Annotated in this window: 12 protein-coding genes, 1 tRNA gene and 1 pseudogene; 6 read left to right on the top strand and 8 right to left on the bottom strand. The window is 62.4% G+C overall.

The genetic code is table 11. The annotated features are described in order from the left end of the window. Window positions 1-219: 219 nt before the first annotated feature. Window positions 220-552 (top strand): annotated as a pseudogene (locus tag VGR99_RS06280) (transposase); the annotation flags it as partial. Window positions 553-653: 101 nt separating this feature from the next. On the opposite strand, the gene VGR99_RS06285 reads toward VGR99_RS06280, so the two are convergent. Both VGR99_RS06285 and VGR99_RS06290 read right to left on the bottom strand, forming a co-directional pair. Continuing rightward, on the bottom strand, window positions 654-3,317 hold the full coding sequence (locus VGR99_RS06285) for an Ig-like domain repeat protein (RefSeq protein WP_326897462.1): 2,664 nt from the start codon (window positions 3,315-3,317) through the stop codon (window positions 654-656). 487 nt (window positions 3,318-3,804) lie between these two features. Then, window positions 3,805-5,241: an IS1182 family transposase gene (locus VGR99_RS06290; protein WP_326897463.1), complete on the bottom strand. Its 1,437-nt coding sequence runs from the start codon at window positions 5,239-5,241 to the stop codon at window positions 3,805-3,807. Between the two features lie 309 nt (window positions 5,242-5,550). On the opposite strand from VGR99_RS06290, the gene VGR99_RS06295 reads away from it, so the two are divergent. Continuing rightward, window positions 5,551-8,310 (top strand): non-ribosomal peptide synthetase, encoded by a 2,760-nt coding sequence (locus VGR99_RS06295; RefSeq protein ID WP_326897464.1) that lies wholly within the window; start codon window positions 5,551-5,553, stop codon window positions 8,308-8,310. Here the strand turns inward: VGR99_RS06295 and VGR99_RS06300 are convergent. Genes VGR99_RS06300 through VGR99_RS06310 form a run of 3 tightly spaced genes read right to left on the bottom strand, consistent with a single transcriptional unit; the run spans window position 8,307 to window position 10,059 of the window. Next, complete coding sequence (locus tag VGR99_RS06300; protein ID WP_326897465.1) at window positions 8,307-8,936, bottom strand: hypothetical protein; 630 nt, start codon at window positions 8,934-8,936, stop codon at window positions 8,307-8,309. The two genes, VGR99_RS06295 and VGR99_RS06300, sit on opposite strands and share 4 nt — an antisense overlap. Continuing rightward, window positions 8,876-9,481: a hypothetical protein gene (locus tag VGR99_RS06305; protein ID WP_326897466.1), complete on the bottom strand. Its 606-nt coding sequence runs from the start codon at window positions 9,479-9,481 to the stop codon at window positions 8,876-8,878. The genes VGR99_RS06300 and VGR99_RS06305 overlap by 61 nt, the downstream gene beginning before the upstream one ends. 50 nt (window positions 9,482-9,531) lie before the next feature. After that, window positions 9,532-10,059, bottom strand: coding sequence for a hypothetical protein (locus tag VGR99_RS06310; protein WP_326897467.1), 528 nt, complete (start codon window positions 10,057-10,059; stop codon window positions 9,532-9,534). A 119-nt stretch (window positions 10,060-10,178) separates the two neighbouring features. Here VGR99_RS06310 and VGR99_RS06315 point away from each other — a divergent pair. Further along, window positions 10,179-10,246: transfer RNA gene (locus VGR99_RS06315), tRNA-OTHER, on the top strand. A 238-nt stretch (window positions 10,247-10,484) separates the two neighbouring features. Here the strand turns inward: VGR99_RS06315 and VGR99_RS06320 are convergent. After that, on the bottom strand, window positions 10,485-11,105 hold the full coding sequence (locus VGR99_RS06320; RefSeq protein ID WP_326897468.1) for a DUF4440 domain-containing protein: 621 nt from the start codon (window positions 11,103-11,105) through the stop codon (window positions 10,485-10,487). Between the two features lie 156 nt (window positions 11,106-11,261). On the opposite strand from VGR99_RS06320, the gene VGR99_RS06325 reads away from it, so the two are divergent. Further along, entirely contained in the window at window positions 11,262-11,507 is a 246-nt protein-coding gene (locus tag VGR99_RS06325) for a hypothetical protein (RefSeq protein ID WP_326897469.1), read from the top strand. A gap of 12 nt (window positions 11,508-11,519) precedes the next feature. On the opposite strand, the gene VGR99_RS06330 is transcribed toward VGR99_RS06325, so the two are convergent. Then, entirely contained in the window at window positions 11,520-11,987 is a 468-nt protein-coding gene (locus tag VGR99_RS06330) for an NUDIX hydrolase (RefSeq protein ID WP_326897470.1), read from the bottom strand. A 229-nt stretch (window positions 11,988-12,216) separates the two neighbouring features. On the opposite strand from VGR99_RS06330, the gene VGR99_RS06335 reads away from it, so the two are divergent. After that, window positions 12,217-12,639: a RidA family protein gene (locus tag VGR99_RS06335; protein WP_326897471.1), complete on the top strand. Its 423-nt coding sequence runs from the start codon at window positions 12,217-12,219 to the stop codon at window positions 12,637-12,639. 9 nt (window positions 12,640-12,648) lie between these two features. On the opposite strand, the gene VGR99_RS06340 is transcribed toward VGR99_RS06335, so the two are convergent. Further along, on the bottom strand, window positions 12,649-13,737 hold the full coding sequence (locus VGR99_RS06340; protein WP_326897472.1) for an enolase C-terminal domain-like protein: 1,089 nt from the start codon (window positions 13,735-13,737) through the stop codon (window positions 12,649-12,651). Between the two features lie 194 nt (window positions 13,738-13,931). On the opposite strand from VGR99_RS06340, the gene VGR99_RS06345 reads away from it, so the two are divergent. Next, window positions 13,932-15,494 (top strand): adenylate/guanylate cyclase domain-containing protein, encoded by a 1,563-nt coding sequence (locus VGR99_RS06345; RefSeq protein WP_326897473.1) that lies wholly within the window; start codon window positions 13,932-13,934, stop codon window positions 15,492-15,494. The last annotated feature ends 20 nt before the right edge of the window (window positions 15,495-15,514 follow it).

The following is a 15,514-nucleotide window of genomic DNA, read 5'->3' on the forward strand; positions in this document are numbered from 1 at the left end:
GGCTTGTCCCGTTTGCCGGGCGTCCAAGTAAAATCGCGGCCTATGTTCTGCCGCCGCGCTGGTGGCGTCTGCACAGCCAGCGCAGCAGCGCTTTGATCGAAATTGAGCACTACCGACGCTCGAGCAGCAGTCGGGCAAACCTTAATAGAGCGGTTCTGGCGGCGAAACCAGGCGGTCAGCTTCGGGCCAAAAGGCGATGTGAATGATGGCGAGACGTTGCTTTATCGAGCGAGCAAGGCTGACTGTGACGCTTGTGCTTTGAGGCCACGTTGCTACCCGGACACGCCTGCTCGAAAGGTACCTCGTTCGATTCGTGAGAGGGCCCGCGACATGGCGGGTGCGATTGCTAACTCCTGGGAAGGTCGAACATCACGACGACTGCGCAAGAAGGTCGAAATGTTGTTCGCTCACCTCAAACGCAGTCTCAAGCTGGACCGACTGCGACTACGTGGACCGAATGGTGCCCGTGACGAGTTCCTTCTCGCCGCCGCTGCCCAGAACCTCCGGAAACTAGCTAAGCTGGTCCCAATGCCGCAGCCAAAACCGGCCTGAGAGGTGGTCGGTTCGCGCTGCAATTTGCGGCCGCCTCCGTCGCGGACGACTTCTTCAACGGAATCGACCCAGAACGGACATCTCGCAAGAGGCGTGGTTGATTAAAACGAGAACGGAATGCTGGCGCGCCCACGCACCGACCAAACGAGGAAGTCATTGCCGAGGCCGCCCAGTTCACCTCCGACGCTCCCGCGAATGCCGCCTGCGACATCGAAGTTGAGACCTCCTGTCACACGCGCCGACCAACCCTGCACGAATTGCGTCGGCAGAAGGGGCGCCGTGCTGCTATTGTTGAAGTAGTAGTCCGCATATGCCCCGACATAAGGCGCAACCGTCATGGTCGCGCCAAAGAGCCACGGATAAGCGACTTTCGCGCCGCCGCTCGCCCGACCGCTCGAGAAATCGTAAGCGCTCTGCAACGTCCCAAGACTGTCGAGATACTGGTTGTCGTGCTCCCACAGGATATAGACCTTGGCCGAGGGCTCGATCTCCAGAAGCGCAATCTTGTACATTCCGGTCAGGGCCGCAGTACCGATCCAGCGGCTGCCGGGGAAGGTCGCTGAGGCCGTCCCTGACACGCCGTCATAACTCACACCCGAGCGCGCCAGCCCGGCGTCGAAGCGAATGCCGGGAGAGATTCGCCAGCCGAGGTACCCACCCACTGTCCAGCCGTCGCCCTTCAACCGGCCGTTGAGCGTCGTCGAGGAATAGTTGAAGTTCTCGTAGCCGCCCACCGCGCCGATGAGGAAGTCCGGCGTGAGGCGGCGGGTGACGCCGAATAGCGCATTCACCTGGCCACCCACGATATCGCCCGCCGAGAGGCCGGTATTCCAGCCGGTGCCGCGAATGTCGGCCCAGAACTGCCACTCCCGAGGCGCAGGTACGGGCCGAAGCGGAGCCTTGGCGGGCATCGGATTGCCGGCGTAAGCAAGCGCCCCGAACGTGTCGTTGATGCGCGCATTGTTGACGGGCGCATTGGTGGGCGCTTGCCCCGGATAGGGCGTCCCAGTCCAGAGCCCCGTCTCGCGCAGCACGCTTTCGCGCGCGCTCATGGTCGAGTTGAACTCGCCAGGTGTCCCGCGAAGGCCGGCTTGGGGCTCGGCCCCGAAGTTGATATGCATCCCCCCACCGGTCGAAGTGATCAACGAACCGCCGCTGTCGGAGAAACCGTCCGCGATCGCGCCACCGACGGCGCCCTCGAACGCAGCCCCGGAGGCGTGTGCCTCGACGTTGGTGACGGCAAGTTGCAGCGCTCGCAGCCGCGTGCTGTCTGCAGGTACGCCAACGACCTGGGTGAGCGGCACCGACACGCTGGCCGCGAAGCCGCCGCCTCCGGGGAAGCTTGCGGTGATCAAATGCGAACCGACCGAAAGCGTGGCCGTCACGAAGGTCGCAACCCCGCCCGTCAGGACTCCAGTGCCGATGGCGCCGCCCGCATCGAGGAAGGTGATCGTGCCGGTCGGCGTGCCGCCGCCATTCGCAACGGTTGCGGTGAAGGTCACCGCCTGACCGTGGCTGCTTGGATTAAGTGAGGAACTCAGCGTCGTGGTCGTTCCCGCGGTATTGACCGAGATGGTGGCGCTCGCCGCCGCGCTGGGCGGAGCTTCGTTGGACGTCACACTCGCGATGGTGTTGGTCTTGGTGCCCGCAGTTGTTGCGGTGACGTTGATGGTGATCACGCAGCTTCCACTCGCAGCCAGCGTCCCGCCGGAGAGCGACAGGCCGGCGCCGCCGGCTGCTGCGCCGGCGGTTCCGCCGCAGCTATTGGTCAGTGCGTTCGGTGTCGCAACCACAAGGCCAGCAGGAAGACTGTCGGTGAAGGCCAGACCAGTTAGCGAGGTCGGGTTGGCATTGCTGAGTGTGACGGTAAGAGAAGTCGTTCCCCCGATTGCGATATTGGCCGCGCCGAACACTTGCGAAACTGCAAGAGGAGTGGCCGACCCGACCGTGATGGTCGCGCTCGCCGCAGCGCTGGGCGGAGCTTCGTTGGACGTCACACTCGCGATGGTGTTGGTCTTGGTGCCCACGGTTGTTGCGGTGGTGTTGATGGTGATCACGCAGCTTCCACTCGCAGCCAGCGTCCCGCCGGAGAGCGACAGGCCGCCGCCGGCTGTAGCGCCGGCGGTTCCGCCGCAGCTATTGGTCAGTGCGTTCGGTGTTGCAACCACGAGTCCGGCAGGAAGAGTGTCGGTGAAGGCCAGGCCGGTTAGCGAGGTCGGGTTGGGATTGCTGAGCGTGACGGTGAGAGAAGTCGTTCCACCGACCGCTACACTGGCTGCGCCGAATACTTGCGAAACTGCAGGAGGTGTGGACGAGCCGACCGTGATGGTCGCGCTGGCCATGTTGCCGGCGCCGCCAAAGGAGCTTACGACAACCAAGTTGGTCTTCGTGCCATTCGACGTGCCTATCACATTGACTGTGACGGTGCAGGATCCGCCCGATCCGCTTATTCCGAGAACGGGATTGACGAAACTGATACTGCCGCTGCCTGCCACTGCGGTGGTCGTCGGAGGGCCCGCGTTCGTGCAGGACTCCGAGAGGCCGTTCGGCGTCGCCACCACGAGGCCGGCCGGCAAACTGTCGGTAAATGTAACGTTGGCGGCTGAATCAGTCGAACTGGTATTCGTTACGGTAAAGGTCAGTGTCGTCGAGCCATTCAACGGGATCGACGCTGCACCGAATGACTTGGTGAGAGTGGGAATTGCGGCTTGGGCCAATGCCGGGCCGGCAAACGAGAACAACCCCAGCACGACTGTCGCAGCCACCGCAACGCCGCGCGCCCATCCCCCCTTTGGGCCAACAAAAGTCTGCTGGAATCGCCCAGCCGCGCGAGCTTCGCACCGACGTTGCAAACCGGTCTCCGCATCATCAGCCCCAGCCGAGTTCCGCGAACTTCCCGATATCGCCAAGCATATATTCGCAAGGGACTTCCAACAATTCGTGCCTTACGCAATCTCTGCGGGAACTTTCCTTTTTGTTCTCCGATGTTGCGACAAAGGCACAGCACCCCTCAATGCGACGAGCGCCGTTAAGACGGTGACGCACTCTTTTGATCCTGCGGACCGCTCCAGCGCCCGCCATGATCAATGGAAGCTGGGCGCCCCGCCGATGCGGGAGACAATCTTGATGGCTTTGGTTGTGGTGACGATGTCAGTTTGTGGCCCAGGCTGTGTGATAACCCTTTTGTCGATTGGCAGGTGGAGAGGCCCGGGATCGGTTTCGCGGCTAGAGTTGGCTTCGATACAAACTCCCCTATGTCTGCATCGCCTCCAGCAGCGTTCGGCAACCCAAGATCGCTATTACGCGTTTCATATTGTAGGCGAGCACATTGAGCGCCATCTCGGTCGCAACCTTGTGCTGTCTTCGCATCAGGAAGTGCGTCGCACCCATCCAGGCCTTTATGGTCCCGAACGGATGCTCCGCGGTCTGCCGGCGCAAAGTCATCTTGTTGGGGTCTTGGTCGAGCCGCTGCTGAACCTTCTCCAGCACAGCCTCGTGCTCCCAACGCGCGATGCGCCGTTCGGGGCCAGTCGTGCACAGAGCTTTGAGCGCGCAGGTTTGGCAAGCGGTCGTCCAGTAACGGCGCAGCATCTTACCATCCTCGTAGCCGGTGAAGTGGTACGTCAGCCGTTCACCGGCAGGGCAGCGATAGATGTCCTCGGCCGCGACATAGATGAAGTCCTGCTTGCCAAAACGGCCTGCGGCCTTCGCTCCTGAGGTCAGCGGTTTTGGCAATGTGACCGTGATGCCAGCCTCCTCGCAGGCACGAATCTCTTCACCATCGTAGTAGCCGCGGTCAGCAACGGCATCGATCGCCTCGACAACCATCTCGTCACGCGCCTGCCTGGCCATGTTCGTGAGCTGGTGCCGATCGCTGCCCACGTTGGTCACCTCATGGGCCACAATGAGATGATGCTGCGTATCAACTGCAATCTGCACGTTGTAGCCCACAATGCCGGTGTCCTTGCCACTCGTCGCCATCGAGCGGGCGTCAGGATCGGAGAGCGAGATCTGCTTGTCCTCGCTCTTCATCATCTCCGCGTTGATCGCGTTGAGCCGAACGATCTCTTCCTTGAGCTTTTCGATCTTGCCTTTCAACCGCTCAACCTTCGCCTCCGGCACCGCATCGCCGTGGCGATCGGCGGTTTCAAGCTGTGAGAGGTAGCGGGCAATGCTCTCATCGATCCGCTCAAAACGCCTCTTCATCTTGGCTTCGGTGAAGTTCTTGTCCCGTGCATTGACAGCCTTGAACTTTGATCCATCAATCGCGACGCTCGCTGCACCGAACAGATCAAGCTTGCGGCATAGCGCGACGAACTCGCGACAGACCTCACGAATGGCCTTGCCATTGTCCCTTCGGAAGTCCGCAATGGTCTTGAAGTCCGGCGCCAGCTGCCCGGTCAACCAGATCATCTCGATGTTGCGCTGGCATTCCCGCTCCAGGCGCCGGCTCGACGGAATCCGATTGAGATAGCCGTAGACGTAGAGCTTGAGCATAGTGCTGGGGTGATAGCTGGGCCGGCCGGTCTCCAGTGGCTGGACACCCACGAACCCAAGCCTGTCGAGATCGAGACCGTCGACGAACACGTCGACCGCTCGCACCGGGTTATCCTCGCTCACATAATCGTCGAGCGATGCCGGGAACAGCGTGCTCTGCCCGCGACCCACCCCTTCAACAAAGCGCTTCATCAGATGCCCCGCAAAGTTGGGGAATCTTATCGCGCGAATCACTTCAAATAGAGCGTTTTCACACAGCCTGGACCCATTGCAGACCTGTGGCCGATCGTTTCCGCCGACGCAATGAGGCGACATGTCCGAAGTCGGGAATCTGAGCTTCCGAAATACAGGGCGGACCGAAGTAATCGCCCCCAACGGTTGGTCCGTTGATTATCCAAGGTCGTCGAGCGATTCGTGCAGCGCTTCATGCAAACGAATGATGTTTGTGCGATGCTTGTTCAGTTATATGCGACGTTATGGAGACTTGACAGGGAGTGATGCATGGCACTGGCCAACGCAACGCCCCAAGCCCTTGGGCCCTTAAGCGCATTGAAAGAGCATGATACCGGGATGATCCGTTTCGTCCCTCGATCGGGCGGAGCAGTTGTCGACGGCGTTGAGTGGAAAGCAGTGCGGGAGCGGCCGCTGGATGATGGCGGCCCAATCAATCCTTTCGAAGTGCTGCCCCTCGAATTTTCCAGCGTTCCGGCGATCGAACATCTGGGCCGCGTCGTTGACCGCTTTCCCCACAAGATCTGCGTTGATGACGGAACGAACCAACTGACATTTGAGCGGCTTCATTCCGTCGCGGTCAACTTGGCCAATCTACTCTCTGCGCTCGTCCCTGCAGGACAAGCAGTGGGGCTGATGATGCCGAACTGCATATGGCAGCCTGTTGCGATGCTTGCCTGCATGGCGGCAAAGCGACCTTGCCTTCCCCTTAACTGCCGTGACCCAGCTAGCCGAAACGCCGAAATTTTGACCGACGCAGGACTCACTGTCGTGATCGGCTGCGAGCAGGACGCTTCGCCGAGCTTGGCAAACCTCGCGGAGATACGCTGGATCGACATCACGAATTTGACCGACGAAGAAAATGGCGGCTCCGTCCCTTCCCCCGCGCACTCCGTCGATGAGCCGGCTCTCATCCTCTACACATCGGGAAGCACCGGACGTCCGAAAGGCATCGTGAACAGCCAACGCAGCATCCTCCAGCGCGTATTGCAGTACGTAAATGCCGCCCATCTGACCCACGAAGATGTGTTCTTCCCGTTGAGCGGGCCCACCACGATTGCCGGCTGCAGGGAGATGCTCGCGTCATTACTGATTGGTGCGAGGCTATATATTGCGGACATTGAGGCCCTTGGACTTCATGGGGTGCGGCAGGCAATTGGATTGGAGCGCGCTACGGTCATTTATTCCGTTCCCACGCTGCTCCGCGCCATGATCTCGGCCGGACATCACGACGATTTTCAGTCCGTGCGGATCCTCAGAATTGGCGGCGAGAAGGTCTTAACGGCTGACATCGAGTTTTTTCGTCAGGCAATGCCGCGCGCTTACGTTCAGATCGGCTACTCTTCGACGGAGACGACAGGCTCCCAGTGCTTCCCTCCAGCACAATTCGCCGAGGGAGCCATCGCGGCTCCGGCCGGGCGCCTGCTGCCGGGGATTTGGTTTGCCGTGGTTGGCGACGACGGAACTTCCGTTGCAGAAGACAAATGCGGCGAGCTCATCATATCCAGCCCCTTCGTAACGCTCGGGCGATGGGAAAAGGGGGGACTGGTTCCATCTCGCAGTGATCCCACCGACCCGAAGCGTCGGATACATGCCACAGGCGATCTCGTCATGTTCGATGATCGAGACGTCATGCACATTGTCGGTCGTAAAGACCGGCAGATCAAGGTCAATGGAAGACGCCTCGAACCCGCGGAGCTCGAGGTTGCGGTTCGCCGCATTCCACACGTGGCTGACGCGGTCGCCGTCGTCACGGTTGCGAGTGAATTGGTGATCTTTGTCGTTCTTGAATCCAACTCCGGAATTGTATTCCCAGGCGCGATCTGGGAAGCCATCCGCAGAACCGTTCCGGGATCGCTTCACCCCAAGCGAATACATGAAATAGCGAACATCCCTCGACTTGAGGGCGGCAAGATCGATGTCGTCGCCCTGCGTGCCCAGGATGAAGCTTTCGCCGGAACCGGTCTCGTCTCGCCCGCACGGCAGGCACCAGATGAACTCCGTTATGCGTACTCGGCAGTCGAGCAGGGATGGAAACGGGTGCTTGGGACGCGGAGCGCGGTGGGGTCGTGGGATGAAGCGGGAGGAAATTCTCTGCAGCTTCTCCAGCTTGTCATGGAATTGGAAGACCGAATTGGCAGGCAACTTGACCTGAGGGCATTTGCATTGGACGCGAACGTCGCCCGTATGGCTGCCGCGGTAGCACGCGCACTCGGCGAGAATGCGGATCTGGATTGTGACCAATCAAGCAAGCCGCCGCTGTTTCTGGTGCCGGGTTCAGTCGGCCTCGGTCCGAGCCTAATCGCTTTCGGGGCCACGTTGGACGATGTGGCCCAAGTCACCACCATCCGATATCCGGCACTGAATGCGCTGTTATCCGGCCAATCAGAAGTCGCAGACATTGCGGCTGCAGCCATGGAGCAGATCTGCCGCGTCCAGCCCAGTGGCGACGTAAGGCTTTTGAGTTATTCGCTGGGAGGTGCAGTTGCTTTCGAACTCGGGCGTCGGCTCATAGCCCAGGGTAGGAAAGTAAGGTTCTTCGGCATACTGGACACCAATGTGGGAGATGAATTTAGCGGTTACGCGGAAACAATCAGCCGGACGCTTCAGCGCATCCGGACTCACCGAGTTACCATCTACAGGATGCTCTGCCGTTCCTTTACCAAGGTCATTGTACGCTTGGGTCGAGAGCAACTGCTCCGTCGCGTGCTCGAGTTCAGGCAATGGAAGCTCGCTCCAGCTACCCACTTTATGCTCACGCTGGAGACAGAGGAAGTTTTGCGTATGCGCGCGTTTCGGGATTGGGTCCGTCAAGCCCATGAGCAACTGCCAATCACCGGCACGCTTTTCTCCTGTAGACGCCCCCATGTCGCTCCGCGCATGGGCTGGGATCGGCTGGTGGAGCGAGTGGAGGTCATTCCAGTCAGTGGCGAACACCTGGACCTCATCGTTGAACCACATTTGGCAATCAATCAGCCGCTGATCGAAAGGGCTCTAATCGCAACCTACCGAACGTCGGCGATCCGCTAAGCGAGCTGAAAAGTGGGTCGTCTAACGGGATGCCGGCGATTGCAAGCGACCTCGTACGGCTTGGCATAGGGACGGAAGCGCCAACGACGCACCGCCCTATAGATATGGGACTGCACCAGGTAGCCGCCCGGCTGCCAGACGTGCATGCGATTTTTGCAACCGGTGAACAGCGGCTGCGTCAACAGCTTGAGCAGTTCCTCGTCATCGAACGCGTCGCGCGGCAGCGGTGCCAGGTTCTCCGGATTGATGCACTCAAACGTGTAGCGCACGCCGCTGTATTGCTTCTCCCTGGTCCAATCGATGAACTTGTACAGGCCTCCCCAGTATCTGCTTTTGATCGTGGTCGTGGTGACGCGGGTGAGCTCGGACCAGCCGCGCGCTTCCGCGTACTTGAAGCGCTGGTAGAGTGTTTTTGCAGCCTCGCGCGGGATGTCGTCGCGGTTCGGGACATCGGGCAGCGCCTCGTCGAGCAACTTCCACTTGTCGTCGGTGAGCTCGTTCATTCGGGGATCGCCAAGGAAGTCGATCGCGAACTGCACGACGGCCTCCGCCTCGCCACGGCCCTTCATCGTGTGCTGGCGCTTCCGGCTGGCCGGCCGCAGAAATTCCTGCAGCAGCGAGGACATGCGATCGGAATTGCTCGTGGTCGGATTGTCGGAGTTGGTCGGCTGGGCCGGGGCAATGATCGCGAGCGGCGCGATGGACGGCGCGACGGGGCGACATTGGCCGGCACCAATTGGGCCACGCGCTGGGCCACTGCGTCCTGAACGAGCCGATCGATCATGGCGATCGGATCGAAGGCGTCGGGCCGGGCGGGCAAGGCCGTCTTCGGCCCCGGCGCGCAGCCTTCGTTAGTTGCTTCGGTGGCCTCGTGGCGGCCGGCTTCGTAGGAACGGCGGACGTTGAGCCGGGCGATGTTGGTCTCGGCGGTCTTGTTCTGGTTGACGAAGTCGACCCAAAGGGTCGGCATCTGGGGAAAGCGCATCGGGTAGGCGTAGCCGCGTTCCTGCGCCCGCGTGAGAAAGCGCCGTACCTCGTGCTCGAAGGCGCAGCGCTCGGCCAAAAGCCGCTCGTCAGTCGGCGAGCCGCGGCCAACATAGGCGCGCAGCCGTACGTCGAGCACAGTTCCCATGGCTTCCAGGTCGGGAGCCTCGATCAGCTCCTGTACCATCCCTTCGTCTCCTTCTTAGGTGTCTTCATCATTCAAACTCCTGATTTGAGCTAGCAGTGCCGCGGAGCGGCGGGCGTGTGCCGGCAGGACGAAACCTGCCGGTCCGTTCGGTTCAGTCCGAACAGAACTGAGGCCGGGTAAGGGAGCCGGCGGTTGTTGAACGGGAAGAGGTCGGGGCAGGCCGCCAAACGAGCCGGTTTCTTCCTCGTTCTGTAGGGCATTGCAGGCCGATGCAGGGCTCGGCAGGGGCATGCAGGACCGGCCGAGGTGGCGGTGCGGCGGCCGGCGCGTTCGCGCGCACGGCTCAGGGCGCTGGTAAGAGTCCCATCCGGCAGGATCGTACCGTCCCTGCGCGTCACGCCGGCGGCCGCGAGCACCTCGCCGATATCGACCGCGGTCGCGCCATTGGCGGCCAATCGCTCGAACAGATGCAGGTTCTGATCGAAAATGTCCTGAAAGCGGATGCGGCCAAATATGTTTTTGGCACGCCGCCCAAGCGTGATGAGCTCGTCACGGAGCTCCCACGGTAGGCGGTTGAACAGGGCTTTCCGGTGCGCCGTGGATGCCTCCTTGCTCATGCGGGCACCCAGAGCGAGAGGCGGCCGTTTCCACGAACCTTCCAGGAAAGGCCGAAAACCCGCGCAAACGAGGCTTCACCGGACGTAACGAGCTGGAACGAATGTGAACCAAAATCAAGGGGATACGCCGGCGCGGCGAACCTTGACATGGTAGGGGTCACAGGTTCGATCCCTGTCGTGCCCACCATCCTTCGCTCGCGATAGCGAGAGAAGGATGCCGCGCCGAAGCCCAACGGGCGCAGGCGGGCTGAAGCCGAGGGCTTCGGCCAGTAAGCCACCGAAAATTTCAACGTGAAGCGTGTCCGGCGAATCTCGCGAGCGAAGACGGACTGGAACGCGCCCAAGACCGACCACGTCGCCCTGCACAAGGGCAGGGCGTTGCGATTGCTGCGAAGCTGAGCTCTTAGCGCGGATGCTGCATCCCGCTATTTCAGTTCCGTGTTCGCCACCGGCATGATGGAGGCGACGTGCCAGCCGTTCGCATCCTGAACATAGGTCTGGCTGATCAGAAATGTATTCTGCTGGGGCGGCTTGCCGGGAAGGGCGCGGGTGAAGACGATCGGGACGAGGATCTGCATGACCTCGTTCGAAATCACGGCAACGTGGAATTTCGACATGTCGGGTTCGAGCTGCCAGGTGCCCTCGTAATACGCCTTGAAGCGGGCTGCGACCGCATCACGGCCTCTCGTCTCGATCCCCCGGGCAAACAACAGCGTGCTCGGCGAATTCCAGAGCATCGCCTTCACGTCGTCCGCGTTGTGCGCATTTTGCGCGGCGATGAATTTCTCGAAGGCGGCTCGTGCCTCGGCATCGTTCGCCGCGGCCTGCGCGGGTCCGGCTGACCCGACTGTCGCGGCGAGGAGCAGCGCCGCGGCGGTTGCCGCAAGGCGACGGTTTCGTGTCAATGGTCGTGGACGGGTGCTGCCTGGAGATATCACGGGTCGGATCATGTTCACCTCTCGCCGTTGGCTGGTGGCGTTTGAATGGCGATCGTCATACCATTTGTGGCTTCGTCGACGTTTCCCGATCGCACGATCGGCGGTCACCGTGACATCACGGATGCGTTGGCAAAGGCCCTCGGATGTCGCGGGGACGCAACGGGCAAGCTCTCGCCGCCAACGCCAGGTTGAGCTATCGTCTCGCGGTGCCGTCCGGCCCGACGGAGCCAACCGGCGCGATGGATCACGGTGAGGGGAATGCGCATGATGCGGGTGACCTGTCTGGCCTTGGCGATGCTGGCGCTGTTCGCGTCGCACGCGGATGCCGCGATCATCGACTGGCAGGCCGAACTGCAGCGCTGCCGCACGCTGCGCGAGAACGTCGCGCCGCTGCTTCAGGCCGGTGAGGGGATTTCCGCCGTCGGCCGCTCCAACAGGTCCGTCCGCCGCTGCATCTGGATCCAGCGCATGGCGGTGCGCAAGAAGATCCCGGGTGCGGAGGTGTGGTAGCCGACGCGCTCGTTAAGCGGGCTTGCTCGTCCGACTGAGCAGCGCGTCCTTCAGTCCGGTCGGATAGAGGTGCGGTCCGCCCGCGACATCGAGATCGGCGAGGTCGAACCAGCGGGCGACGATCTGCTCGCCGTTATCCTCACGGAAATCGATGCGGTCCTGGCCGCTGAACGACCCGTCCGGAAACGCGACCTCGGCGATGAACATCACCTCGTGGCCAGTCGATCCCTCGTGCGCGAAAATGTTCTCCATCACCAGCGGCTCCCCCGTGATGGTGATGTCGATGCCGAGCTCCTCGTGAAACTCGCGCAGGAGTGCCGCCCGCCAGCTCTCGCCGAACTCGATCTCGCCACCGAGCGGGCGCACACCGTTGATCCGCCCCGCATCGTCACGCACCTCGGCCGCCAGCAGCCGCCCGTCCCGCCAGTGCAGGCCGATCGCGACGACGCGGATGTGGGGATGCGGGCGCCATGTGGTCATGGGGCATGGTTATCGCGCGCGCCGCGGCTGCGCAATGCGCGTGGGCGAGGTGTTGTCGGGCCGGAACCGCATTGCCTTCAGCATGCAAAGCTTCGCAGCCTTGATCCGTGAGGCCCCGCCTGCCATTGTCCTGTCATCCGCCCCGGGGCGACGAGCCCGGTGAGAGATGCTGATGGGGCGTTCGGCGACATGTGTCGCTTCGGACGTGAAGAGAAGGCCCGTTTTCGAGATGAGCAGCGTGAACAAGCCCGGCGGCAACTATTTGCCGGTGATCATTCATGATGGAGTTGCCTATGTCAGCGGCCAGCTCCCGCGTCGTGGCGAAGACCTTCTGTATGCGGGCAAGGTCGGCGCAGATGTCGATATCGCGGCCGCGCAGCAGGCCGCAGCCCTCTGCGCCGATCTCTGCATTGCGGCCATCAACCACGCAACGGGTGGAGAGGACAGGATCGTCCAGGTCCTGCAGCTCGTCGGATACGTCGCTTCAGCGCCTGGATTTACCCAGCAGTCGCAAGTCATGAACGGGGCCTCCGACCGGCTGATCGAGCGCCTCGGCGATCGCGGCCGTCACACGCGCACGTCCGTCGGCGTCGCCGAGCTGCCGCGGGGCGCTCCGGTCGAGCTGAGCATGATTGCCGCCGTCCGGTCGTAGCAGGCCGCCTTATGTAACGAGATATCTGGCGACCGCCGCCTCGTCCCATTCAATGCCGTTGCCGGGCTCCTCGCCCGGCAGTGCAAAACCGTCCTTGATCGCCAGCCGCGTCGCCAGCACCGCATCGGCCCAGTCGACATATTCCAGCCAGTGCGCGGTCGGCGTCACGCAGAGCAGATGCGCGCTGACTTCCGAGAACAGGTGCGTGGACATCTCGATGCCGGCGGCGTGCGCCAGCGCCGCGGCGCGGAGCCAGCCGGTGACGCCACCAATGCGCTGCACGTCTGGCATCACGTAGTCGCAGGCTTCCGCCGAGAGTGCGGCCTGCATCGAGAAGGCGCTGTCGAAATTCTCGCCGATCTGGACCGGCGTGCGCAAGGCGTCCGCGATGCGGGCGTTCCCGGCATAGTCGTCGTGGCGGATCGGCTCCTCGATCCAGCTCAGCCCTTCGTCGTCGAGCATCTCGCCGCGGCGGATCGCCTCCGTGACGGTCAGCGCCTGATTGTAATCGCACATCAGCGTCACCTCGTCGCCGACGGCCTTGCGTACCGCGCGCACCACGGCGAGATCCTCGCGCGCATCGGGCCGGCCGACGCGGATCTTTGCGGCGTGAAAACCTTCGGCCAGCAGCTTGTGGGCCTCCTCCACCGCGGCGCCGGCAGGCATGATGCCGAGCCCCTTCGAATTGTAGGCACGCACCGGCTTCGGCGCGCCGCCGAGCAGGCGCGCGAGCGGCAGGCCCTTGCTGCGCGCCAGCGCATCCCAGGCCGCCATGTCGATGCCGGATTGCGCCAGCCGCTGCAGGCCGGCGAGGCCGAGCAGGGTGAAGCGCTGGGTCAGCTTGCGTTCGATCTCGAACGGCAGCAGCTCGTCGCCGGCGAGCAGCTCTGACATTTCCGTGACCATCGCGGTCAGCGGTTTCAGGGCCGACGGTGTGATCGAGAACAGATAGGCATGCCCCACCGCGCCCTGGTCGGTCTCGCAGTCGATCAGCACCAGCGGCGCCTTTGCCACGGCCCCGGTCGAGGTTTTCAGCGGCAAGTTCATGGGCACGATCACGGGGCGCGCGTTGAAGCGCTTGATACGGATGTCGGTCATACGGAGGATCTCCCGGCGGAGTGAATGCAGGTTCATGCTCGATCTTAAACATTCGTCGTGAAACGAAAAGCCGTCTCGTCCGACCACCATAAAATGGGGTTGCGCGGGGGCGCGTTTATTGGCTCTGTGCGCCCCGATGTTGTGCCGCAAATCCTCCGGATTTGCGACAAAAACGCACACAACGGAGCCACGACGTGAAACAAGAGATCTCCGAAGAACAGCGCAAGAGCGGCATCCTGATGGGGGCCGCGGTCGCCTTCCTGCTGCTCGCTCTGCCGCTCGCGGTGTGGCTGGACCTGACCGAGCTCTCCAAGACGGCGCTGCGCCGGCAGGCCATCGATCTCAATTCGGTGATCACGAGCGTGCGCAGCTATTACGCCTCGAACGTCGTGGGGCGCGTGCTTGCCAACCCCAACGGCACCACCCGCGTCGTGCACAACTACGAGTCAATTCCCGGCGCGATCCCCATCCCGGCGACGCTGTCGCTCGAGCTCGGCCGGGTGATTGGCGCCCAGCAGGAGAACATCACCTATCGCTTCGTCTCGGATTTCCCGTTCCAGAACCGCGCCCCGCACCAGCTCGACAAGTTCGAGAAGGACGCGCTCGATGCGCTACGCAAGGATCCCGAGCAGAAGATCGTCGAGACCGAGACCTCGCTGTTCAACGACAAGGTCCGTCTGGTCGCGCCGGTGACGATGGGCCCGGCCTGCGTGAGCTGTCACAACAGCCACCCCGAAAGCCCGAAGAAGGACTGGAAGGTGGGGGATGTCCGCGGCATCCAGGAGGTGATCATCGCCCAGCCGATCGCCGCCAATATCTTCTCGTTCAAGTTCCTGCTGGCCTATTTCCTGATCGCGGCCGGCAGCGGGCTGTCGTTCCTGTCGCTGCAGCGCCGCCAGGCGCGCCGCATCAAGGGCATGAACAAGGAGCTCGAATCCGCCAACGACTTCCTCGCCTCGCTGTCGATGAAGATCTCGCGCTACATCCCGCCGCAGGTCTACAAGAGCATCTTCTCGGGCCAGAAGGACGTCACCATCCACACCGAGCGCAAGAAGCTCACGATCTTCTTCTCTGACATCCAGAATTTCACCGCGACCGCCGAGCGGCTGCAGCCGGAGCAACTGACCCAGCTCCTCAACGAATATTTCACCGAGATGTCGGCGATCGCCCATGAATATGGCGGCACCATCGACAAGTTCATCGGCGATGCCATGCTGATCTTCTTCGGCGATCCCGAGACCAAGGGCGATCGCGCCGACGCGCAGGCTTGTCTGCAGATGGCCTGGCGCATGCAGCAGCGCCTCGCCGAGCTCAACGCGAAATGGCGCGCGTCCGGCATCGAGCAGCCGTTCCGCTCGCGCATGGGCATCAATTCCGGCTATTGCAATGTCGGCAATTTCGGCAGCAGCGACCGCATGGACTACACCATCATCGGCGCCGAAGCGAACCTCGCCGCGCGCCTGCAATCGATCGCCGAGCCGGGCGGCATCGTGCTGAGCTACGAGACCTTCGCGCTCGTCAGCGACATCGTTCGGGCCCACGCGCTGCCGGCGATCACGATGAAGGGCATCAGCCGCGAGGTCATTCCCTATTCGGTCGACGCGCTGAACGATGCGGCGGCGGAAAAGAGCGGCGTCATCACCGAGCGCGCGCCGGGGCTCGAGCTCTATCTCGATCCGGCCGTGGTGAAATCCGGCGATGCGGCACGCGTGCGCTCGCTGCTGGAGAGCGCGCTGGCTTCGCTGAAGCCGGTGTGAGGGGGCCGCTCGCGAGTATC

Origin of the sequence: Bradyrhizobium sp., from assembly GCF_035935975.1 — a bacterium.
Lineage (GTDB): Bacteria > Pseudomonadota > Alphaproteobacteria > Rhizobiales > Xanthobacteraceae > Bradyrhizobium.